Origin of the sequence: Streptomyces sp. NPDC087310, from assembly GCF_044744405.1 — a bacterium.
Taxonomy (GTDB): Bacteria; Actinomycetota; Actinomycetes; order Streptomycetales; family Streptomycetaceae; genus Streptomyces.
Window position 1 is genome coordinate 359829 of sequence record NZ_JBIUYF010000006.1, and the last position, 16241, is coordinate 376069.

The 16241-nt window shown below is 71.1% G+C and carries 15 protein-coding genes and 2 pseudogenes; 14 read left to right on the forward strand and 3 right to left on the reverse strand.

Annotated features, from left to right (window positions below):
• Positions 1-8 precede the first annotated feature (8 nt).
• Positions 9-677, reverse strand: coding sequence for a hypothetical protein (locus ACIO3P_RS24450; RefSeq protein ID WP_329825533.1), 669 nt, complete (start codon positions 675-677; stop codon positions 9-11).
• Positions 678-935: 258 nt separating this feature from the next.
• Here ACIO3P_RS24450 and ACIO3P_RS24455 point away from each other — a divergent pair, with 258 nt between their 5' ends.
• The 10 genes from ACIO3P_RS24455 (at position 936) to ACIO3P_RS24500 (ending at position 10156) form a co-directional block, all read left to right on the forward strand.
• Positions 936-1271, forward strand: coding sequence for a metalloregulator ArsR/SmtB family transcription factor (locus ACIO3P_RS24455; protein WP_329825535.1), 336 nt, complete (start codon positions 936-938; stop codon positions 1269-1271).
• Complete coding sequence (locus ACIO3P_RS24460; RefSeq protein WP_329825536.1) at positions 1271-1999, forward strand: cation transporter; 729 nt, start codon at positions 1271-1273, stop codon at positions 1997-1999. The genes ACIO3P_RS24455 and ACIO3P_RS24460 overlap by 1 nt, the downstream gene beginning before the upstream one ends.
• 1189 nt (positions 2000-3188) lie before the next feature.
• On the forward strand, positions 3189-3455 hold the full coding sequence (locus ACIO3P_RS24465; protein WP_329825537.1) for a hypothetical protein: 267 nt from the start codon (positions 3189-3191) through the stop codon (positions 3453-3455).
• A gap of 118 nt (positions 3456-3573) precedes the next feature.
• Positions 3574-4740, forward strand: a complete 1167-nt coding sequence (locus tag ACIO3P_RS24470) for a PLP-dependent cysteine synthase family protein (RefSeq protein WP_401852226.1) — start codon at positions 3574-3576, stop codon at positions 4738-4740.
• The gene (locus tag ACIO3P_RS24475; RefSeq protein WP_329825541.1) at positions 4737-6035 is read left to right on the forward strand and encodes an MFS transporter; all 1299 of its coding nucleotides are present in this window, start codon (positions 4737-4739) and stop codon (positions 6033-6035) included. The genes ACIO3P_RS24470 and ACIO3P_RS24475 overlap by 4 nt, the downstream gene beginning before the upstream one ends.
• A 147-nt stretch (positions 6036-6182) precedes the next feature.
• Positions 6183-6557 (forward strand): NADPH-dependent FMN reductase, encoded by a 375-nt coding sequence (locus ACIO3P_RS24480; RefSeq protein ID WP_401852228.1) that lies wholly within the window; start codon positions 6183-6185, stop codon positions 6555-6557.
• A gap of 113 nt (positions 6558-6670) precedes the next feature.
• Positions 6671-6970, forward strand: a complete 300-nt coding sequence (locus ACIO3P_RS24485; protein WP_329825856.1) for an antibiotic biosynthesis monooxygenase family protein — start codon at positions 6671-6673, stop codon at positions 6968-6970.
• A gap of 391 nt (positions 6971-7361) precedes the next feature.
• Positions 7362-8090: a DJ-1/PfpI family protein gene (locus ACIO3P_RS24490; protein WP_329825543.1), complete on the forward strand. Its 729-nt coding sequence runs from the start codon at positions 7362-7364 to the stop codon at positions 8088-8090.
• A gap of 201 nt (positions 8091-8291) precedes the next feature.
• On the forward strand, positions 8292-9554 hold the full coding sequence (locus tag ACIO3P_RS24495) for an alpha/beta fold hydrolase (protein WP_401852231.1): 1263 nt from the start codon (positions 8292-8294) through the stop codon (positions 9552-9554).
• Positions 9555-10012: 458 nt separating this feature from the next.
• Positions 10013-10156 carry a hypothetical protein gene (locus ACIO3P_RS24500; protein WP_401852234.1) on the forward strand — a complete coding sequence of 48 codons (144 nt, stop codon included), beginning with the start codon at positions 10013-10015 and terminating at the stop codon, positions 10154-10156.
• A 24-nt stretch (positions 10157-10180) separates the two neighbouring features.
• On the opposite strand, the pseudogene ACIO3P_RS24505 reads toward ACIO3P_RS24500, so the two are convergent.
• A pseudogene (locus ACIO3P_RS24505) lies at positions 10181-10905 on the reverse strand (DMT family transporter).
• A gap of 54 nt (positions 10906-10959) precedes the next feature.
• Here ACIO3P_RS24505 and ACIO3P_RS24510 point away from each other — a divergent pair.
• The 3 genes and pseudogenes from ACIO3P_RS24510 to ACIO3P_RS24520 form a co-directional block, all read left to right on the forward strand.
• A pseudogene (locus ACIO3P_RS24510) lies at positions 10960-11358 on the forward strand (LysR substrate-binding domain-containing protein); the annotation flags it as partial.
• A gap of 86 nt (positions 11359-11444) precedes the next feature.
• Positions 11445-11840 (forward strand): TetR family transcriptional regulator C-terminal domain-containing protein, encoded by a 396-nt coding sequence (locus ACIO3P_RS24515; RefSeq protein ID WP_401852236.1) that lies wholly within the window; start codon positions 11445-11447, stop codon positions 11838-11840.
• Between the two features lie 154 nt (positions 11841-11994).
• Positions 11995-14238 (forward strand): PQQ-binding-like beta-propeller repeat protein, encoded by a 2244-nt coding sequence (locus ACIO3P_RS24520; protein ID WP_401852239.1) that lies wholly within the window; start codon positions 11995-11997, stop codon positions 14236-14238.
• A gap of 80 nt (positions 14239-14318) precedes the next feature.
• On the opposite strand, the gene ACIO3P_RS24525 is transcribed toward ACIO3P_RS24520, so the two are convergent.
• A complete protein-coding gene (locus ACIO3P_RS24525; RefSeq protein ID WP_329825550.1) occupies positions 14319-15344 on the reverse strand; it encodes a helix-turn-helix domain-containing protein in 1026 nt (341 codons plus the stop codon).
• Between the two features lie 54 nt (positions 15345-15398).
• Here ACIO3P_RS24525 and ACIO3P_RS24530 point away from each other — a divergent pair, with 54 nt between their 5' ends.
• The gene (locus ACIO3P_RS24530) at positions 15399-16139 is read left to right on the forward strand and encodes a GntR family transcriptional regulator (RefSeq protein ID WP_329825551.1); all 741 of its coding nucleotides are present in this window, start codon (positions 15399-15401) and stop codon (positions 16137-16139) included.
• Positions 16140-16241: the final 102 nt, after the last annotated feature.

Consider the following 16241-nt stretch of genomic DNA (forward strand, 5'->3'; position numbering starts at 1 on the left):
CGTACCCGTCAGGGCAGGCAGGGACCGCCGATCGGCATCGGCCGGTGAAGGGCGAACGGAGCGAGCCCACGGGGCGGAGGAGCCCTGCCCGGGTTCAGCCGCGCCAGTACGGCCGACTTCAGAGGTGAGGTGCTCTCCCGGATTTCGGGTTCCGGGCCCTGCCGGTGGGTGGCGCCCAACGGCGGCCAGATGAACAGCAGCAGGTGTCCTACGGCCATCAGCAGCGGCCTGCTCTGCCACAGCAGCCGTTCTGTGACCCCCAGGAGCCGGGCACCGATGGCCAGCGTCACCAGATGTCCGGCCAGCAGCACACCGGCGGGTGGTCCGCCGACCGTGCCGTGCTCGACGGCAGCGGGCAGACCGCCCGGGAGCGGGGCTCCTCCCGCTACCGCTCGGCAGGCGCCCGGCAGTGAGTACGCGGCGTGATAGGCCACTTGGGTGGCCGCGAGGACGCCGAACACCTGCGCGTCGGTCAGCCGATGACGCGTCAGTGTCACCGCGCCGGGGATGGCCACGGCGGCGATCCCCGCCACGATGACCGCACGGGGCGCGTGCCCCTGCGACAGGGCGTGTCCGGCCAGCGGCAGCAGCACACACAGCACCGCGAGCACCGACGCACGCAGCCCGCGCAACACCCCGGTCGCCGGGGAGGCGGGTCGTACCGGACCGAGCTGCATGTGTCGCGAGCCTTTGGAGACGTACGTCCTCGGACGGACGGAACGGGCAATGCGGCGCGGAGTGCTTCCCCGCGCTCCCCGGAAGCGTATCCACCGACGCTCAAGCGGCTCAGCCACCCCACCGTCGCACGGGCACACGAGCCGTAAACCGGGATATATGACCTCGAAGCGGACCGAGTGCGGGCGCCGCGGACCGCGTCACGCCAAGCCCTATCGTTCAGGGTTTCCTGAATCCAAGATTTTATGTACTGTCGAGATATGCTGTCCGTCGCATCCGACATCGACGCGCTGGCCAGATTCGGCCGCGCGCTCGCCGACCCGATCCGTTGCCGGATCCTGCTCGCCCTCCGGGAGGCGCCGGCCCATCCGGCCGACCTGGCCGACGAGTTGGGAATCTCCCGTACGCGACTGTCCAACCACCTCGCCTGCCTGCGCGACTGCGGGCTCGTCGTCACCGTGCCCCAGGGACGCCGGGTGCGGTACGAACTGGCCGACGCCCGACTGGGCCATGCCCTGGACGACCTGCGCGGCGCCGTCCTCGCCGTGGAGGCCGACCGCACCTGCCCGGACGCGGACGACAAGGACTGCTGCTGATGACCGTGCCTCATTCCCCGTCCCCGGCGCCTGAGCGACGGGCCGCGCTGACCCGCCGCATACGTCTGCTGGTCGCCGCGACCATCACCTACAACGTGATCGAGGCGATCGTCGCGATCACCGCGGGGACCGCCGCCTCCTCCACCGCCCTGATCGGCTTCGGCCTGGACTCGGTGATCGAGGTCTCCTCCGCCGCCGCCGTCGCCTGGCAGTTCTCCGCCGCCGACCACGCCGTGCGGGAAGCCCGGGAGAAGACCGCGCTGCGCGTCATCGCCCTCTCCTTCTTCGCGCTCGCCGGGTACGTCGCCGTGGACTCCGTACGCGCGCTGACCGGCACGAGCGAGGCGGAGCACTCGACGACAGGCATCCTCCTGGCCGCTCTGTCTCTCGCGATCATGCCGTTCCTGTCGGCGGCCCAGCGCCGAGCGGGCCGCGAACTGGGCTCGGCCTCCGCTGTCGCGGACTCCAAGCAGACCCTGCTGTGCACGTACCTCTCGGCCGTACTGCTGGCCGGTCTGCTCGCCAACTCGCTGTTCGGCTGGTCCTGGGCCGACCCGATCGCCGCCCTGGTGATCGCCGCGGTCGCCGTCAAGGAGGGCCGGGAGGCATGGCGAGGCGACAACTGCTGCGCGGTGCCCGCCGTCGGCGTCACACGAGCGGGACAGGACGGGTGCGGGTGTGGCCCCGGCTGCGCCTGCTCCGGCCCGGCCGAGGAGGCGGCCCGGTGAGCGGCCGGACCTGGACCGCGCTTGCCGTGGACTGTCGGGCTGACGGGCTGTCGGGCTGACGGGCTGTCGGGCTGACGGGCTGACGGGCTGACGCAAGGATCCGGACAATGGTGCGGCCGGCGGAGCCGAGCATCCAGGCGGCCGTACCGACGCCGGAGGCGCTGCCTCAGGAGGCCGTTTGCGTTCTGTGAATGGCCCTGACCCCGGTCGGCGTGGAGCGCGTCCTCGACGGAGCATGATCCGCGAATGGCTTGTTCACGCAGTGTTCGCGGCGTTATCGGCAACGTGATGAGAGCCAGCGGCTAGGATCACGGCGTGATTACAGCCAGGTCGCCTTTCAGTACATGGCGGAGCCGCCGACCAGCGGCTCCGTTGCGTCTGCTGGGGCTGGCTCTGATCCTCTTCGGCGTGTTGTATACGCACGCGGCGAGCCCCGAAGGAACGCTGGGGCATCTCGCTTCGTCCGACGGCGTCTCGGCCTCGGCCGGCGGTTGGGCGGATTCCGCCGAGGTCCCACAGTTCGCGAGTGCTACGTGCCACCTCGGTGACACGGATCTGCCCGGTGGCCATCACGGTGACCATGGGCAGCACCACGCGCTCCAGGAGTGCGCACTCGGCCAGCCCCCGCAGGGGCCTTCGAAAGGTATGCCGGGTCCGTCGACGCTGAACTCGACGCCGGAAGACGCCGTGCCTCACGCCGGGCACGGACATGTCTCCGTGGTGTGCGGCTCGGTCCCCGCGCCACATGCGGCGGAGTCCTCCGTTCTGCGCATCTAGGGCCGGCTACCCCACCGGTCGATCTCCCGTCGGGACGTGACGGAGCGGCACGAAGCCGCACCCACGTATCTCACGATCGATCAGGGTCATGACGTCCGGCCTCCCCCGCGCCGTTCCGCGCACGGTGAGGGAAGCCCGACGGCTCGCCACGCCGCCCCTCATCCCTGCCCTGCCGTAGACGATCCGGCGCGGGCAGCCGCTGTGCGGAGGATCTGTGCCACCCTGCTCTGCCACCTCGCTCGACCGCTCACGGGCGATTCCGCCCTTACCGCATCGGCTTCTGCCACGGGTGCGAGCGCTCTGGACGCGACGACTCCTATGGACCGCCCTGAGTGCCCTGCTGCTGGCCACCGTGCAGTGCGCGGCCGACCTGTCCCATCGGGCGAACCTGTCCCCTCGGGGTGCGGACAGTGTGTCGCGTTCCCTCTCCACGCCCCAGGGGAACCCCGGCCGTTACGTCGTCGCCGGACCCCGGGCACCCGACGGCTGCTCCGTCTCCAGCGCGGGCCGCGCCGGGGTCAAGCCGCTGCCCTTCCGTGCCCTGCCCTGCGCGGCCACCGGCACCGCCCCCGGCCGCGCGGCCGGGCCGCCCACCGCTGAATGTCCCGGTGCTCTCCGGAGCTGGATACCGAACGGCGGCCGAACCGCACTGGCCGCCCTGTGCAGATGGCTGATCTAGGAGCGGCCGTCGCGGCCTCCGCAGCCGGCCCGCCGCGCCCGCGCGCTCCCCGAGCGCCGCGCATGGCGAGGTCCCCGCACCGCCCCGTACAGCTTCTACAGCGAATGAGAGCGAAGAGATGTACTCCCCGACTCACTCCCCGAGCCCTTCCTCGGTCCCCCCGCCGGTCACGAGCGACTTCGCGCCCGCGGGCGCGACCCTGCCGGGGCTCGTCGGCAACACGCCCCTCCTGCGGGTGTCCCAGCCGTTCGCCGCGCCGGGCCGCGGCTTCTGGGCGAAGCTCGAAGGCTTCAACCCCGGCGGCATCAAGGACCGCCCCGGACTCCACATGGTCGAACGGGCCCGGTCCCGCGGTGAACTGCTGCCCGGCCGCCCCATCATCGAGTCGACCAGCGGCACGCTCGGCCTGGGCCTCGCGCTGGCCGGAATGGTCTACGGCCACCCGGTCACACTCGTCACCGATCCGGGCCTCGAACCGTCCATGATCCGTCTCCTGGCCGCCTACGGCGCCACCGTGGACCTGGTGCCCCGCCCTCACCCCACCGGCGGCTGGCAGCAGGCCCGCCGCGACCGCGTCACCGAACTGCTCGCGGGGCACCCCAGCTCCTGGAGCCCCGATCAGTACAACAACCCGGACAACGTCGCCGCCTACACCCCGCTCGCTCTCGAACTCGCCTCCCAGGTGGGCCACATCGACGTCCTCGTGTGCAGTGTCGGCACGGGGGGACACTCGGCGGGCATCTCCCGCGTCCTTCGCCAGCTCTACCCCGCGATGTGCCTGGTGGGCGTGGACACCGTCGGCTCGACCATCTTCGGCCAGCCGGCCCGGTCCAGGCTGATGCGCGGGCTCGGATCGAGCATCCACCCGCGCAACGTCGCGTACGAGAACTTCAGCGAGGTGCACTGGGTGAACCCCGCCGAATCGGTCTGGGCCTGCCGGCAACTGGCCGCCTCGCACTACGCCACGGGCGGCTGGAGCGTCGGTGCCGTCGCACTGGTCGCCGGCTGGCTCGCCCGTACGCTCCCCGGGGACACCCGGATCGTCGCGGTCTTCCCCGACGGTCCCCAGCGGTATCTGGAGACGGTCTACGACGACGCGTACTGCGCCGAACACGGGCTGCTCGGCGTCTCCCCGGCTCCCGATCCCGAGGTGGTGGGACGGTCCGACGAGAAGGAGGTCACCCGCTGGACCCGCTGCACCACGGTGGTCGACCCGATCGCTCCGGCAGCGGCCCGGTCCGCCGGCGCCGAGGGCGCCTCCCGTACCGAAGGCGGTGTCCGGTGAAGGAAACCCTCGCACAGGTCCGGACCTACGACCGGAGCGTCCAACTGCTGATGGCGAACCAGTTCACCATCAACCTCGGCTTCTACATGCTGATGCCGTACCTGGCCCAGCACCTGTCCGGAACCCTCGGTCTGGCCGGCTGGCTGGTCGGATTCGTCCTGGGCGTACGCAACTTCAGCCAGCAGGGCATGTTCCTCATCGGCGGCACCCTCGCCGACCGGTTCGGCTACAAACCCCTGATCGTCGCCGGATGCGTGCTGCGCACCGTCGGCTTCGCCACACTCGGGCTGATCGACTCGCTACCGGCGCTGCTCGCCGCCTCGGCGGCCACCGGCTTCGCGGGAGCGTTGTTCAACCCGGCCGTACGGGCCTACCTCGCCGCCGACGCGGGCGAGCGCCGCGTCGAGGCATTCGCGCTGTTCAACGTCTTCTATCAGGCGGGGATCCTGCTCGGCCCGTTGGTGGGAATGCTGCTGACGGGCGTGGACTTCCGGATCACCTGCCTCGTCTCGGCGGCGATCTTCGGCCTGCTGAGCATCGTGCAGATCCGGGCGCTCCCCGCCCGCCGGGCCGACAAGGACGGGGACGCCGACGGGGGGAAGCGGGAAAGCGTGCTGTCCCAGTGGCGGAGCGTGGTGCGCAACCGGGCCTTCCTGCTCTTCTCCACGGCCATGATCGGCTCGTACGTCCTGTCGTTCCAGGTCTATCTGGCGCTGCCGCTGGAGGTACGCCGCCTGGGCGACGGGGGAGAGATCGAGACCGTGGCGGTGGCGCTGCTCTTCGCGGCGTCCGGACTGGCCACGATCTTCGGACAGACCAGGGTGACCGCCTGGTGCCGGCGGAACCTCGCGCCGGGACAGGCCCTGGCCTGGGGACTGTTGAGCATGGGGCTGGCCTTCGTGCCCCTGCTCGCGGCCACCGCCCTGCCGGTGCCCGGCGCAGGGGCCGGGCGGTGGCTGCTCGCCGCGGTGCCGCCGATACTGGCCGCCCTGCTGCTGGCGCTGGGCACGATGATCGCGTACCCCTTCGAGATGGACACCATTGTCCGGCTCTCGGGCAACCGGCTCGTCGCCACCCACTACGGCCTCTACAACACCATCTGCGGCATCGGAATCACGGTGGGCAACCTCCTCACCGGGGCATCCCTCGACGCAGCCCGCGAGGCCGGCGTATCCGCACTGCCCTGGCTGGTGCTCCTCGCCCTCGGCCTGGCCTGCTCCGGATCCCTCTACGCGCTCCACCGGACCGGCCGCCTGGCCCTCCCCTCGCCCGAAGCCCAGCCCGCCACGGCCTGAGCGAACCCGCGCTCGGGGCGGGCGGATGGTGTCCGGCCACCCGCTCCGCCCCGAGCCGGTGGCCGGATGCCTCCGGACGACGCACGACCAGGTGCTCTGCCGCCACCAACCACAACTGCCAAGCCCTACAAGGGAACTCAATTTCAGATGGCCAGTTGGGCAAGACGGCCGTCGGCCACTCGCGTGGCGGCCTACGTATTCGTGATGCCGGAATACAACCACAGCTACAACGCCGCCCTGAAGAACGCCCTGGACCACCTGTTCTGGGAATGGCGCGACAAGCCGGTGGTATTGGTCAGTTACGGTGGCGTGGCAGCCGGGGCCAGAGCCGCGACGGCACTTGAACCGGTGCTGGTCGCGCTCCAGATGCATGTAGTCGGCTTCGTCCCGATCCCGCTCGTCGACCAGCTTCTCCACCTCGACGGCGACAGGCGGGTGTTCCGTCCCACCGAACCGATCGAGCACAGCCTCACCAAGGCTCTGGACGCCCTGCACCGAACCGTGCAGCCGAGAACGGTCTGACCGGGCGCCGGACCGCCCGCCAGTCTCCGAAAGAGAATTCTCATGCCGAGATTCACCGAGCTGGATTCCCACGTCTCACTCACCGACCAGCTTGAAGAGGGGGCGGACCGGTCATCCTCGTCAATATCCTGAGCGTCGCCCCGGAAGACGTCGACCAACTGCTGCTGGCTTGGTCCACCGACGCGGCCGCGTTGAAGAGGAAACCGGGCTTCATCTCCACCCAGCTTTCCCGCGGTATCGCCGGCAGCGGCACGTTCCTCAACCACGCTGTCTGGGAGTCGACGGACCACTACCGTGCGGCCCGACTCGACGACAGCGCACGCGCGGCCGCTCGCGAGCTGTACCCGGCCGGCCTCGTCGCCACCCCACACCTGTTTCGAGCGCAGGCCGTGCCGGGGATCTGCGTCGCCTGACGAGCCGACACGTGGTGGCGGGGTAGTACACGCCCGGCCTGCCGGCCACCGCCACGTCATGTCGTTCCATGGCCCGGGGGCAGGCAGCCGACAGGACCAGCCGTCGCGCACCAAGAATGACTCCGCTGTGAACAGGCGCCCCCGCTGTCGGACGATCCGTCAACATGCTGTCGCGCAGGGTGTGTCCGCCGCTTCGGGGCGACGTCGCGGGAACTTGGTCGGCACGGGAACCGACTACTACTTCGCCAGCATGAGCCGAACACCCGCGGAACAGGAAGGCGCCCGCGGCGGCCGGTCGCCGTGAGCCTGGTCGGCTGCTCTCGTGCTGTTTCGAACGCATATGCCACGTCGCTGCCCGGTCGGACGCTCGACAGACACAGGAGACACAGTCATGGAACGCAGACATTTTCTTCACCGGACGACAGCGGCGGGCGCGGCGGTCATGGCCGGTGGCGCGATGACCGCCACAGCCGTCAGCAGCGGCCCGGCCACGGCGACACCACGGCGTACCGCGCCGCTGCGCGTCGACATCGTGATGTTCGACGGGGTCGAGGAGTTGGACTGCATCGCTCCGCACTCGGTCTTCTCGAACGGCCAGGGCAGGGCGGAGGTCCGCTACGTCACCACGGGACGCCCCGGACTGATCCGTTCCGCGCACGGCATCGGCTTCCAGGTCGAGCAAAGCTGGTCCCCGGAGAAGGCGGACGTGATCGTGGTGCCGGGAGGGGGGTACGTACGCCCGGAAGGGGCCGGCGTCTGGGCGGAGATCAAGCGCGGTGTCCTGCCGCGGGCGCTCGCCGCCGCGTCCCGGAAGGGGCTGACGATCAGCTCCGTCTGCACGGGGGCGATGCTGCTGTCCGCGGCGGGTCTGACCAAGGAACGCCCCTGCACCACCCACCATCTGGCCAAGGCGGAACTCGAAGCGCAGGGCGGCCTCGTCAAGAGTGCCCGCGTCGTCGACGACGGAGATCTCGTCACCGCCGGAGGTGTCTCCTCGGGGCTGGAGTTGGGTCTGTGGCTGTTCAAGCGCGAACTCGGCTCGGACGCCGTGCTGGAGGTGGAGAAGATTCTGGAGTACGAGCCGCGCGGGACCGTCTGGACAGCGCGTCCATCAACCTAGCGCCCCTCCCGGCAGGCTTTGCCGGTCACGCCCTGGGCCCCTTCCCGGACCGCTGACTTGGTGAGCGGTCCGGGGAGCTGCCCCCGCATCCGGACGGTCGGCTGAAAGCCCTCTGGGTGGCACCCATCGCCGTGCACACCACACCCGACCGACACACACGAAGACAGTGGAGAAATGCCAGCACACACGACAGGGCCCTGGATGAGGAAGAGCCACAGGACGGCAACCTCGATGCGGCGCGTCCTGGCACTTGTCGCCGCCGTGACGCTGTCAGGGACGTTGGCGGGTCCCGCCGCCGCGACGGCGGACGACTGCGACCGGCAGTGCATGATCGACCGCGCGCGGGCGGTGGAGCAGGCCAACGCGCTGCCCAGGACGTCCTTCTACGATGTGCCGCCCAACCTGCCTCCGGCACCGGCCGGGACCCTGGTCCGGGCCGAGGCGGCCCAGGGATACCAGCTCGATCCCGGCATACGCGCGACCCGCATCCTGTACCACTCACGGAGCTCGAAGGGCCGGGACGTCGCCGGCTCGGGTGTGGTCCTGACCCCTGCGGGCGATCCGCCGCCCGGCGGCTGGCGGGTGGTTGCCGACGCGCACGGCGGGAGCGGGGTCGGGCGAGGCTGCGCGCCGTCGCTGATGAAGGATCTCCAGTACGGGCCGCACTTGCAGTCCTTCGTCCGGGCCGGCTACGCCGTCGTCGCCATCGACTACGCGGGGCTCGGAACCGACGGCCGGCACGAGTTCCTCTCGAAGCGGGCCGCGGCCAACGACATCGTCAACTCGCTGCCCGCCGCTCGCACAGCCGTGCGCGGGCTCGGCGGCGAATGGGTCGCGCTGGGCCATTCGCAGGGCGGGCACGCGGCGTTGGCGGTCGGTGAGCTGATGACCGAACGCGAACGGCAGGGCAGGCCCGATCGCGGCTACCGGGGGCTCGCCGCCATAGCGCCGGCCTCCGACCTCACCAGCCTCTTCACCCGAACGGCACAGATGCCCGACATGGCGGGGGTCGTACCGATGATCGTCACCGGGGCGGCGGCGTCGGGTCTGCCGGGCTTCCGCCCGTCGCAGGTGCTGACCCCAGCGGCGGCGGCCCGTCTGGACACACTGAGAACCGACTGCATGAACGTGATCCAGGCGAGCTACAGCGACCTGACGGGCAACGCGCTCATCCGCCGTGGCGCCGAGCGCGCAATCGAGCCGTACCTGCGGCAGAACGGCTCGGGAACTCTCCCCATCTCCGGGCCGGTCCTCATTCAGCAAGGGACCGCTGACGTGCTCACCACAGCACCGGACACGGCGGGGCTCGTGGCCCGGCTCTGCCGCAAGGGCACGACCGTTGAGTACCGGACCTACCAGGGCCTCGATCACACCGGCGTGGTCCTGCCGTCGCAACCCGACACGATGTCGTGGATCGATGCCCGGTTCGCCGGGCACGCGGCCCCCAGTACGTGCGTGCGGTAGCCGCCTGGACGAGGACCCTCGGGCACCCTCCGCCGAAGCGGCGCGGGGCTGGAACGGAGCGTCAGCCACCGGGCCGGTCCACGGGCCGCGCCACATGATGCCCGGATCGAGGCGGCTCGCCGCGATCTCCCCGGCCGGCCAGGTCGGATCCGCGGAGAAGTCGGTGGTGGGATAGCCGAGGAGGTGGAACGTGCGGATCGCCCGGTCGTGCCGTCCTTCGCTGCCCAGCAGGGCGTCCGGTGACAGCACCACGTCGGCCCCGGAGGAGCGGCCCACGCTGAAGAGGGTGCCGCCGGGCCGACAGGGCGGCGAAGGCATCGAAGAGATACTGCCCGCCGACGTTGTCGAGAACGGCCGACACGGGTTGCCGCACGGCGGCCGGCTCGGGGTGGACGTGCGCGCCCGTGCGGGCGGCCAGTTGGACGGCGTAGCGGCCGACGCCGCCGTCACGCTCTTCGGTGAACGCGGATTCGACAACACTCCGCTGGACGCGCTGCTGGAGCCTGGACGAATGGCTGCCCGGAAGCACACCGGGCGAACTGCCCGCACTCCTGCGCCGGACCTGCTCGTCCATGAACTCCGCCCTCAGCCTGGAGGCGTGAGCCCGTTCGCTACGCGTGACGAGCTCATCGCGGTGTCGAGCAGGTTGAACAGACGCTGGTAGGTGTCGTCCGGCGTGGGGGTTCCTCTTCGATGGTGGTGCGTTCGGTGCGTTCGATGCTCTGTCCCCAGTACGTTCCGGTGACCATGAGCGCCGCCCCGAGGCCGGCGAGGACGGTGAACTTTTCGCCGCCGAGGCCGATGCCGACCGCGACGGCCCAGACCGGCTCGGTACCCAGGAGCAGACTGGCCCGGCTTGCGGAGCTGTTCTGTACCGTCCAGGTCTGGGCGAGGAAGGCGAACACGCTGCAGAACAGGGCGAGATGGAGGAGCTGGCCCCAGACCGCGGCATCGACCTGAGTCAGCCTCGGCAGGCCGCTTGAGGCCGGCACGGCGAACAGCACCGAGCCGACCGTCATCTGGACGGCCGTGAGCTGCAACGGCCGGACAACGTGGCGCTTCGTCAGTCGCCCCACGAGCGCGACATGCACTGCGCGTACCACCGCGGCGGCGAGCATCAGCAGGTCGCCGATCCGGGGAGTGTGGAAGCCACTGCCGGACATGAGCAGTGTGCGGCGACGAGGGCGAGGCAGGCGATCGCGGAGATCGCATACCGCGCGAACAGCACCATCAGGACGGGCAGGGCGTAGGTGAGCGTCTTCGCGGCCAGGTAGCTGGAGCCCCAGACGATGGCGACAAGGAGAAGCACTGCGTCAGTGCGGCGGGCGTGGAACACGCCCCTGCGCTGCATTGCTGCCACCCTGAAGCCAAGGGCGAGATTCTTCAACAATTGTGAAGCATCGCTACCCCGCGGGACGTCGCGGATCAACCCTGGATCACCGTTCACGACGGCTTTCCGCTGATGGCCACCATCGACGCCATCGCGACCGCCGCGAACCGCCGGCTCGACATCGTCCATCGCATCAACGAATTCGCGGTGGTCGCCGAAGCCGTGGCCGCCGGAGGCGGCCTGGCCCTGATGCCCCGCTGGACCGCACGTCCGCACCCCGCACTGGTCCTCAGACCGATCAGTGGCGTGCACACCTGACGCCATATCGATGTGCTCCACCGCCCTGCACGTGCCGCACGGCGAGCCGTACGGACGGTGCTCACTGAACTGCGCCGTGCAGCCGCGACGATCCGGAGCCGGGACGTCGGCGCGGGTTCCGGCACGCATGGGACCGGAACCCGAGATCGTCAGTGATCCTCCAGGCAGGATCAGGAGTCGAGGAGCTCGCGGTAGCGCCTGGCGTGCACGGCGAGGTTCTCGTCGGAGACGGTGCGGGCGCCGTGCAGGACCAGCGGCTCCGCGAGACGCATACCGGTCGGGTCGACGACCCGCGCGAGAAGCTCCTCGCGATCTTCACGGCCGTCATCGAGGAGACCGGACTGCCCACCTTCCGCGGCTGCCCCATGCTCAACACCCACACCGAGTTCCCGGACCCGCAGCATCCCGCGAACCGTGTGGCGGTCACCCATGAGCAGCGGGTCCGCCAGTGGATGCGTGACCTGGCGGCCGACGCCCGCGCTGCCGACCCCGAGCAGCTCGCCGACGATCTGGTCCTCGTCCTCAACGGCGTCTACGTCACCGCCACCGTCCTCGGCCCCCAGGGTCCCGCCCAACGCGCCGGTGAGCTCGCCCGTCGCCTCATCCGGGCTGCCTGCGACGAACCCGGCCGCCCCTGAGTCCGGCCGCCCCTGACTCCGGCACCATGCCTGACCGGCCCGCTTCTGCTCACCCTCTTTGCTCCGCCGTACCGCCTTGCGGCTAGTTTGGGTGCAGGACAGGTACGCAGGCCCGTGGTGACAGAGGTGCACGGGGGACGAGAGGTCGGGAAGAGTGTCGCTGCGCGGGGGTGATCCCACCGAGATCGGCGGTTATCCGCTTGAGGCGCGGCTCGGCTCGGGGGGCATGGGCACGGTCTTTCTGGGCCGTACGAGCTCGGGGCGACCTGTCGCGATCAAACTCATCCACCAGCAGTTCGCGGGGGACGACGAGTTCCGCATCCGCTTCCGGCAGGAGGTGGCGGCGGCGAGAAGGGTGAGCGGCGCGTTCACCGCCGCCGTGGTCGACGCCGCCCCCGAGGCCGAGCAGCCGTGGATGGCGACGACCTATATCGAGGGGCAGACGCTCGCCCAGCGCATCGCGGCGGAAGGTCCGCTCAACGGAGCGGAGCTGAAGGTGCTCGCCATCGGGCTGGCGGAGGCGCTGCGCGACATCCACCGGGTGGGGGTCGTCCACCGCGACCTGAAGCCGTCGAACGTCGTGCTCTCGCCCGAGGGCCCGCGCGTCATCGACTTCGGCATCTCGCGCGCCGCGGACCAGCAGACGCTGACGATGACAGGGCGGGTCATCGGTACGCCGCCCTTCATGTCACCGGAGCAGTTGCAGGCGCCGCGTGGTGTGGGGCCGCGGTCCGATGTCTTCTCGCTGGGGACGCTGCTGGTGTACGCGTCGACGGGCCACGGGCCCTTCGACGGGGACAGCCCCTACATCACGGCGTATCAGGTGGTGCACGAGGAGCCTTCGCTGGGCGCCGTGCCGGTGGCGTTGCGCGCGGTCGTCGAGTCGTGCCTGGCCAAGGAGCCAGAGGGGCGCCCCTCGACGGACGAACTCCTCGTACTGCTGCGGGACCTGCCGGCCGACCTCGGCGGGACCGACGCGACCGGGGACGGCGCGGGCCGTACCCGCGACATGGACACCCAGCATCACCTCGCGGCGCGGGCCACCCCGGCGCCGACGGGCCCGGTCACCGACTCGGCCGGCCCCGACACACGGAGTACCGGCGCTCCCGTCGGCCGCCGTCTGCGTCGCCGGTGGCGTCCCGTGCTCGCGACCGCGGTCGCGGTGGCCGCGATCGGCGGGGGAGCCGCCGCGCTGAAGACGGGCGGCTTCGGGGCGGACGGCGGCGGCCACCAGGACAACCGCGTCGCGGCGCCGGGTGCCGCACTTCCGGACGGCTTCCAGCCGTGGCACGACACCGTGCTGGGCGGTCGCGAGGACATCCCCGACGAGGTGCGTTGCGTCGCACACGGCGACGCGCTGTTCTGCGGGGGCGGCAGTGTGGTCGCGACCCGTATCAGGGTCTCGGACGGCTCGCAGGTGTGGACGGCGAAGAGTCCGGGCGTCCCCGTCCAGGGCATGCACCTGGTCGGGGCCACCGACGACACGGTGCTCGGTTACCGCTTCGCCGCCCAGGACGCCCCGCAGGACCCTCCCAGTGAGGTGGTGGCCATCGACGCGAACAGTGGCCGGGAGCTGTGGTCCGTGCCGTCCGGCGCCCAGTCGCAGGCGGTCGCGGGCCGGACCCAGGACGCCGTCGTGGTCGGCTCCGACGTGGTGACGGTCGACGCTTCCAACTCCCGCTTCGAGGCCCGGGACGCGCACAGCGGTACGGTCGCCTGGAAGACGCCGTTCCCCGCGGGCACCCAGTGCGCTCCCGTCCCGGTGGGCCGGCAGCTCCTCGCGATGTGCGCGACGGACACGGAGGTGGACGCCTTGGAGGTGCGCCACCCCACCCTGTACACGGTGGACCGCGCCTCGGGGAAGCTGGGCAGGCCCATCGCGGTCGACGGCCCCGCCGTGCCGATGGGCGTCGCCAACGGCAGTCTCGTACTCCTTCAGGTACGTATGGAGGGACCGGCGCCGGTCGGTTACGACGGGGTGGCGCGGGTCCACCCGGCCTCGCGGAAGGTCACGTACTCCCGGTTGGCCACGACCTACTCGGGGACGCCCGGCATGGCGGACGGCACCCTCTACGTGAGCAGGCAGACCGGTCTCGTCACGGCCGTCGACCCGGCGACGGGCCGGGCGAAGTGGTCCCGGCAGACGGGCGTGGAGGGCGCGTCGGGTCCCGTGGCCGGATCCGGCGCACTGTACTTCAGCTCGGCCACCGGCCGGGTGGTCGCGCTGTCGCCGTCCGACGGCAGGTTCCTGTGGACAACGGATCCGCAGGTCGACGGTTTGACGGGCGAGCAGGGCGCGAGCCCGCGCGTGACCGTCGCGGGGCGTGCGGTGATCGTGGCCGCGGACAAGAACACTCTCTTCGCCTTCGACGGACAGAAGCCGCCGAAGCCGGACTGACCCCGGCAGGACCGGCCGCCGGCCTCGGTTGTGACGTCCTTCTACGACGTCCTTCTACGACGTCCCTCTACGACGTCCTTCTACGGTCCGGCCGCCTCGCGGAACGCCGTGAGGCGCAGGGCGAGGTCGAGGTCGTGCCGGGCGGCGCCGGTGCGCAGATCGACGGAGGTCAGGGCCCTGATCCGGTCCAGGCGGTAGTAGAGCGTGGTGCGGTGCAGGTGGAGCGCGTGCGCCGTCGCCTGGACATCCCCGCCGAGGTCCAGGAAGGTCCGGGCGGTGATCAGCAGGTCGAGGGTCTTCTGCCGGCGCAGTGCGTCCACACCGGGGTGGATCTCCGCCGGGTCCAGTTCCGGCGGCGCCTCGGCGACCATCCGCCAGGCGTGCAGGCAGTCCCAGCTCGGCCGGGAGAGGAGGGCGCCCGCGCGCAGCGCCTGAAGGGTGAGCCGGGCACGTCTGACCGCCTCACGCAGTTCCACCAGCGGAAGGGGCGGTCCGCTCGTCGCCCCCGGATGTCCCGCACCGACCGGCAGCGCGGTGAGCCCTCCGGCCAGGGGCCAGCCGTCAGACCGGGGATGTTCGTCGACGACGATCAGGGCGCGGTCGGGCAGCCTGGCGAGGATGGTGAGCCGGCGTGCGGCTTCCTCGTCGGGGCCGCGTTCGAGGCGTCCGAGGAGATCGCGGAGTTGTCTGTCGTCGTCCTCGGGCGCCGCCTCCGAGGCGATCACGCCGATGGCGCGATCGGCCGCCGAGGCCAGGGCGGGCAGGGCGTCCGGTCCGGCGCGGTCCTGGGGATCGAGCACCCACAGGTAGCCCGCCAGGTGTTCGGCGACGCGCAGCGGAACGCACCAGCGCTGTTCCATGCCCGCCTCGGGGACGGCGGGCGTACGGACGGGAGTGGTGGCGCGGGCCAGTCCGAGGCGGTCGACCGCGTCGAGTGTCGCCGCGGTGACCCCGCGGCGCAGGATGCTGTGCAGGCGCACGTCGTCGACCTCGGTCTGCACGCTCCAGCTCAGTGCGTGGAAGCTCGCGTCCTCGATCAGCACGGAGAGACCGAGGCGCTCGGCCAACGAGTCCACCACTGCTTGCAGGCTGTCTCCCGATCCCACCCGGGAATGGTAAGGCCAATATTCAGCGGAAGGGAAGGGTGCTAGAAAGACGGTGTGACTACACCAAGGACGCCCGCCCGGGAACTGTTCAAGGAACTCGCCCGCACCCGCTCGGTGGACGACGTCGTGGCCCAGTTGCGGCACGCCGTGCTGAGCGGGCGCGTCCCGGACGGCGAGCGGCTGCCCAGCGAACGGGAGCTGGCCGAGGCGTTCGGCGTCAGCCGGGCGACGGTCCGGGAGGCGATCCGTGTCCTGGAGGCATCCGGCATCGTGCAGGTGCGGCTGGGGGCGCACGGCGGCGCCTTCGCCACGAAGCCGGGGCCCGGCGTGATGGGCCTCGCGCTCTCGTCGCTGCTGACCCTGCAGGCCACGACGGAGGCCGAACTCGCCGAGTTCCGGTTCGCCTTCGAGCAGGACAACGCGGAACTCGCGGCCCGGCGCATCACCGACGAGCAGCGCGGGACACTCGCCGAACTGCTGGCCGCCGCGCGCGCAGCGAAGCGCTGGAAGGAAACCGAGCAGGTCGACTTCGCCGTCCACGAACTGCTCGCCGTGGCGTCCGGCAACTCCGTCCGCGTCGCCATTTCCCAGGGGATCCACGACGCGGTCCTGCGGGTCTTCGAGCGCACCGAGCCGCAGCCGTCGTCCGTCCGGATCCTGCGCGACGACACGATCGCCGTCGCCTCCGCCGTCCTGGACGGCGACCCCGCCGCGGCGCGGCGGGCGATGCGGGAGCACATGAGCCGGTGGGTCGACGACCCGTCGGCGCAGCCGCGCCGCCCTTCCCAGCCGTAATGGCCTAGCCATTGACAGGCGGGGGATGCCGCTGCGATTCTCCGAGCGTCGGGGCATGTCCGCGAACAGGGGCGTGCCCGTATCCGGAACCGCTCGGAGGTA

Bases quoted from the DNA above. Each gene is read 5' to 3' on its own strand.
- ACIO3P_RS24450 (WP_329825533.1), bottom strand. From the start codon at position 677: ATGCAGCTCGGTCCGGTACGACCCGCCTCCCCGGCGACCGGGGTGTTG.
- ACIO3P_RS24455 (WP_329825535.1), top strand. From the start codon at position 936: ATGCTGTCCGTCGCATCCGACATCGACGCGCTGGCCAGATTCGGCCGC.
- ACIO3P_RS24460 (WP_329825536.1), top strand. From the start codon at position 1,271: ATGACCGTGCCTCATTCCCCGTCCCCGGCGCCTGAGCGACGGGCCGCG.
- ACIO3P_RS24470 (WP_401852226.1), top strand. From the start codon at position 3,574: ATGTACTCCCCGACTCACTCCCCGAGCCCTTCCTCGGTCCCCCCGCCG.
- ACIO3P_RS24480 (WP_401852228.1), top strand. From the start codon at position 6,183: ATGGCCAGTTGGGCAAGACGGCCGTCGGCCACTCGCGTGGCGGCCTAC.
- ACIO3P_RS24490 (WP_329825543.1), top strand. From the start codon at position 7,362: ATGGAACGCAGACATTTTCTTCACCGGACGACAGCGGCGGGCGCGGCG.
- ACIO3P_RS24495 (WP_401852231.1), top strand. From the start codon at position 8,292: ATGAGGAAGAGCCACAGGACGGCAACCTCGATGCGGCGCGTCCTGGCA.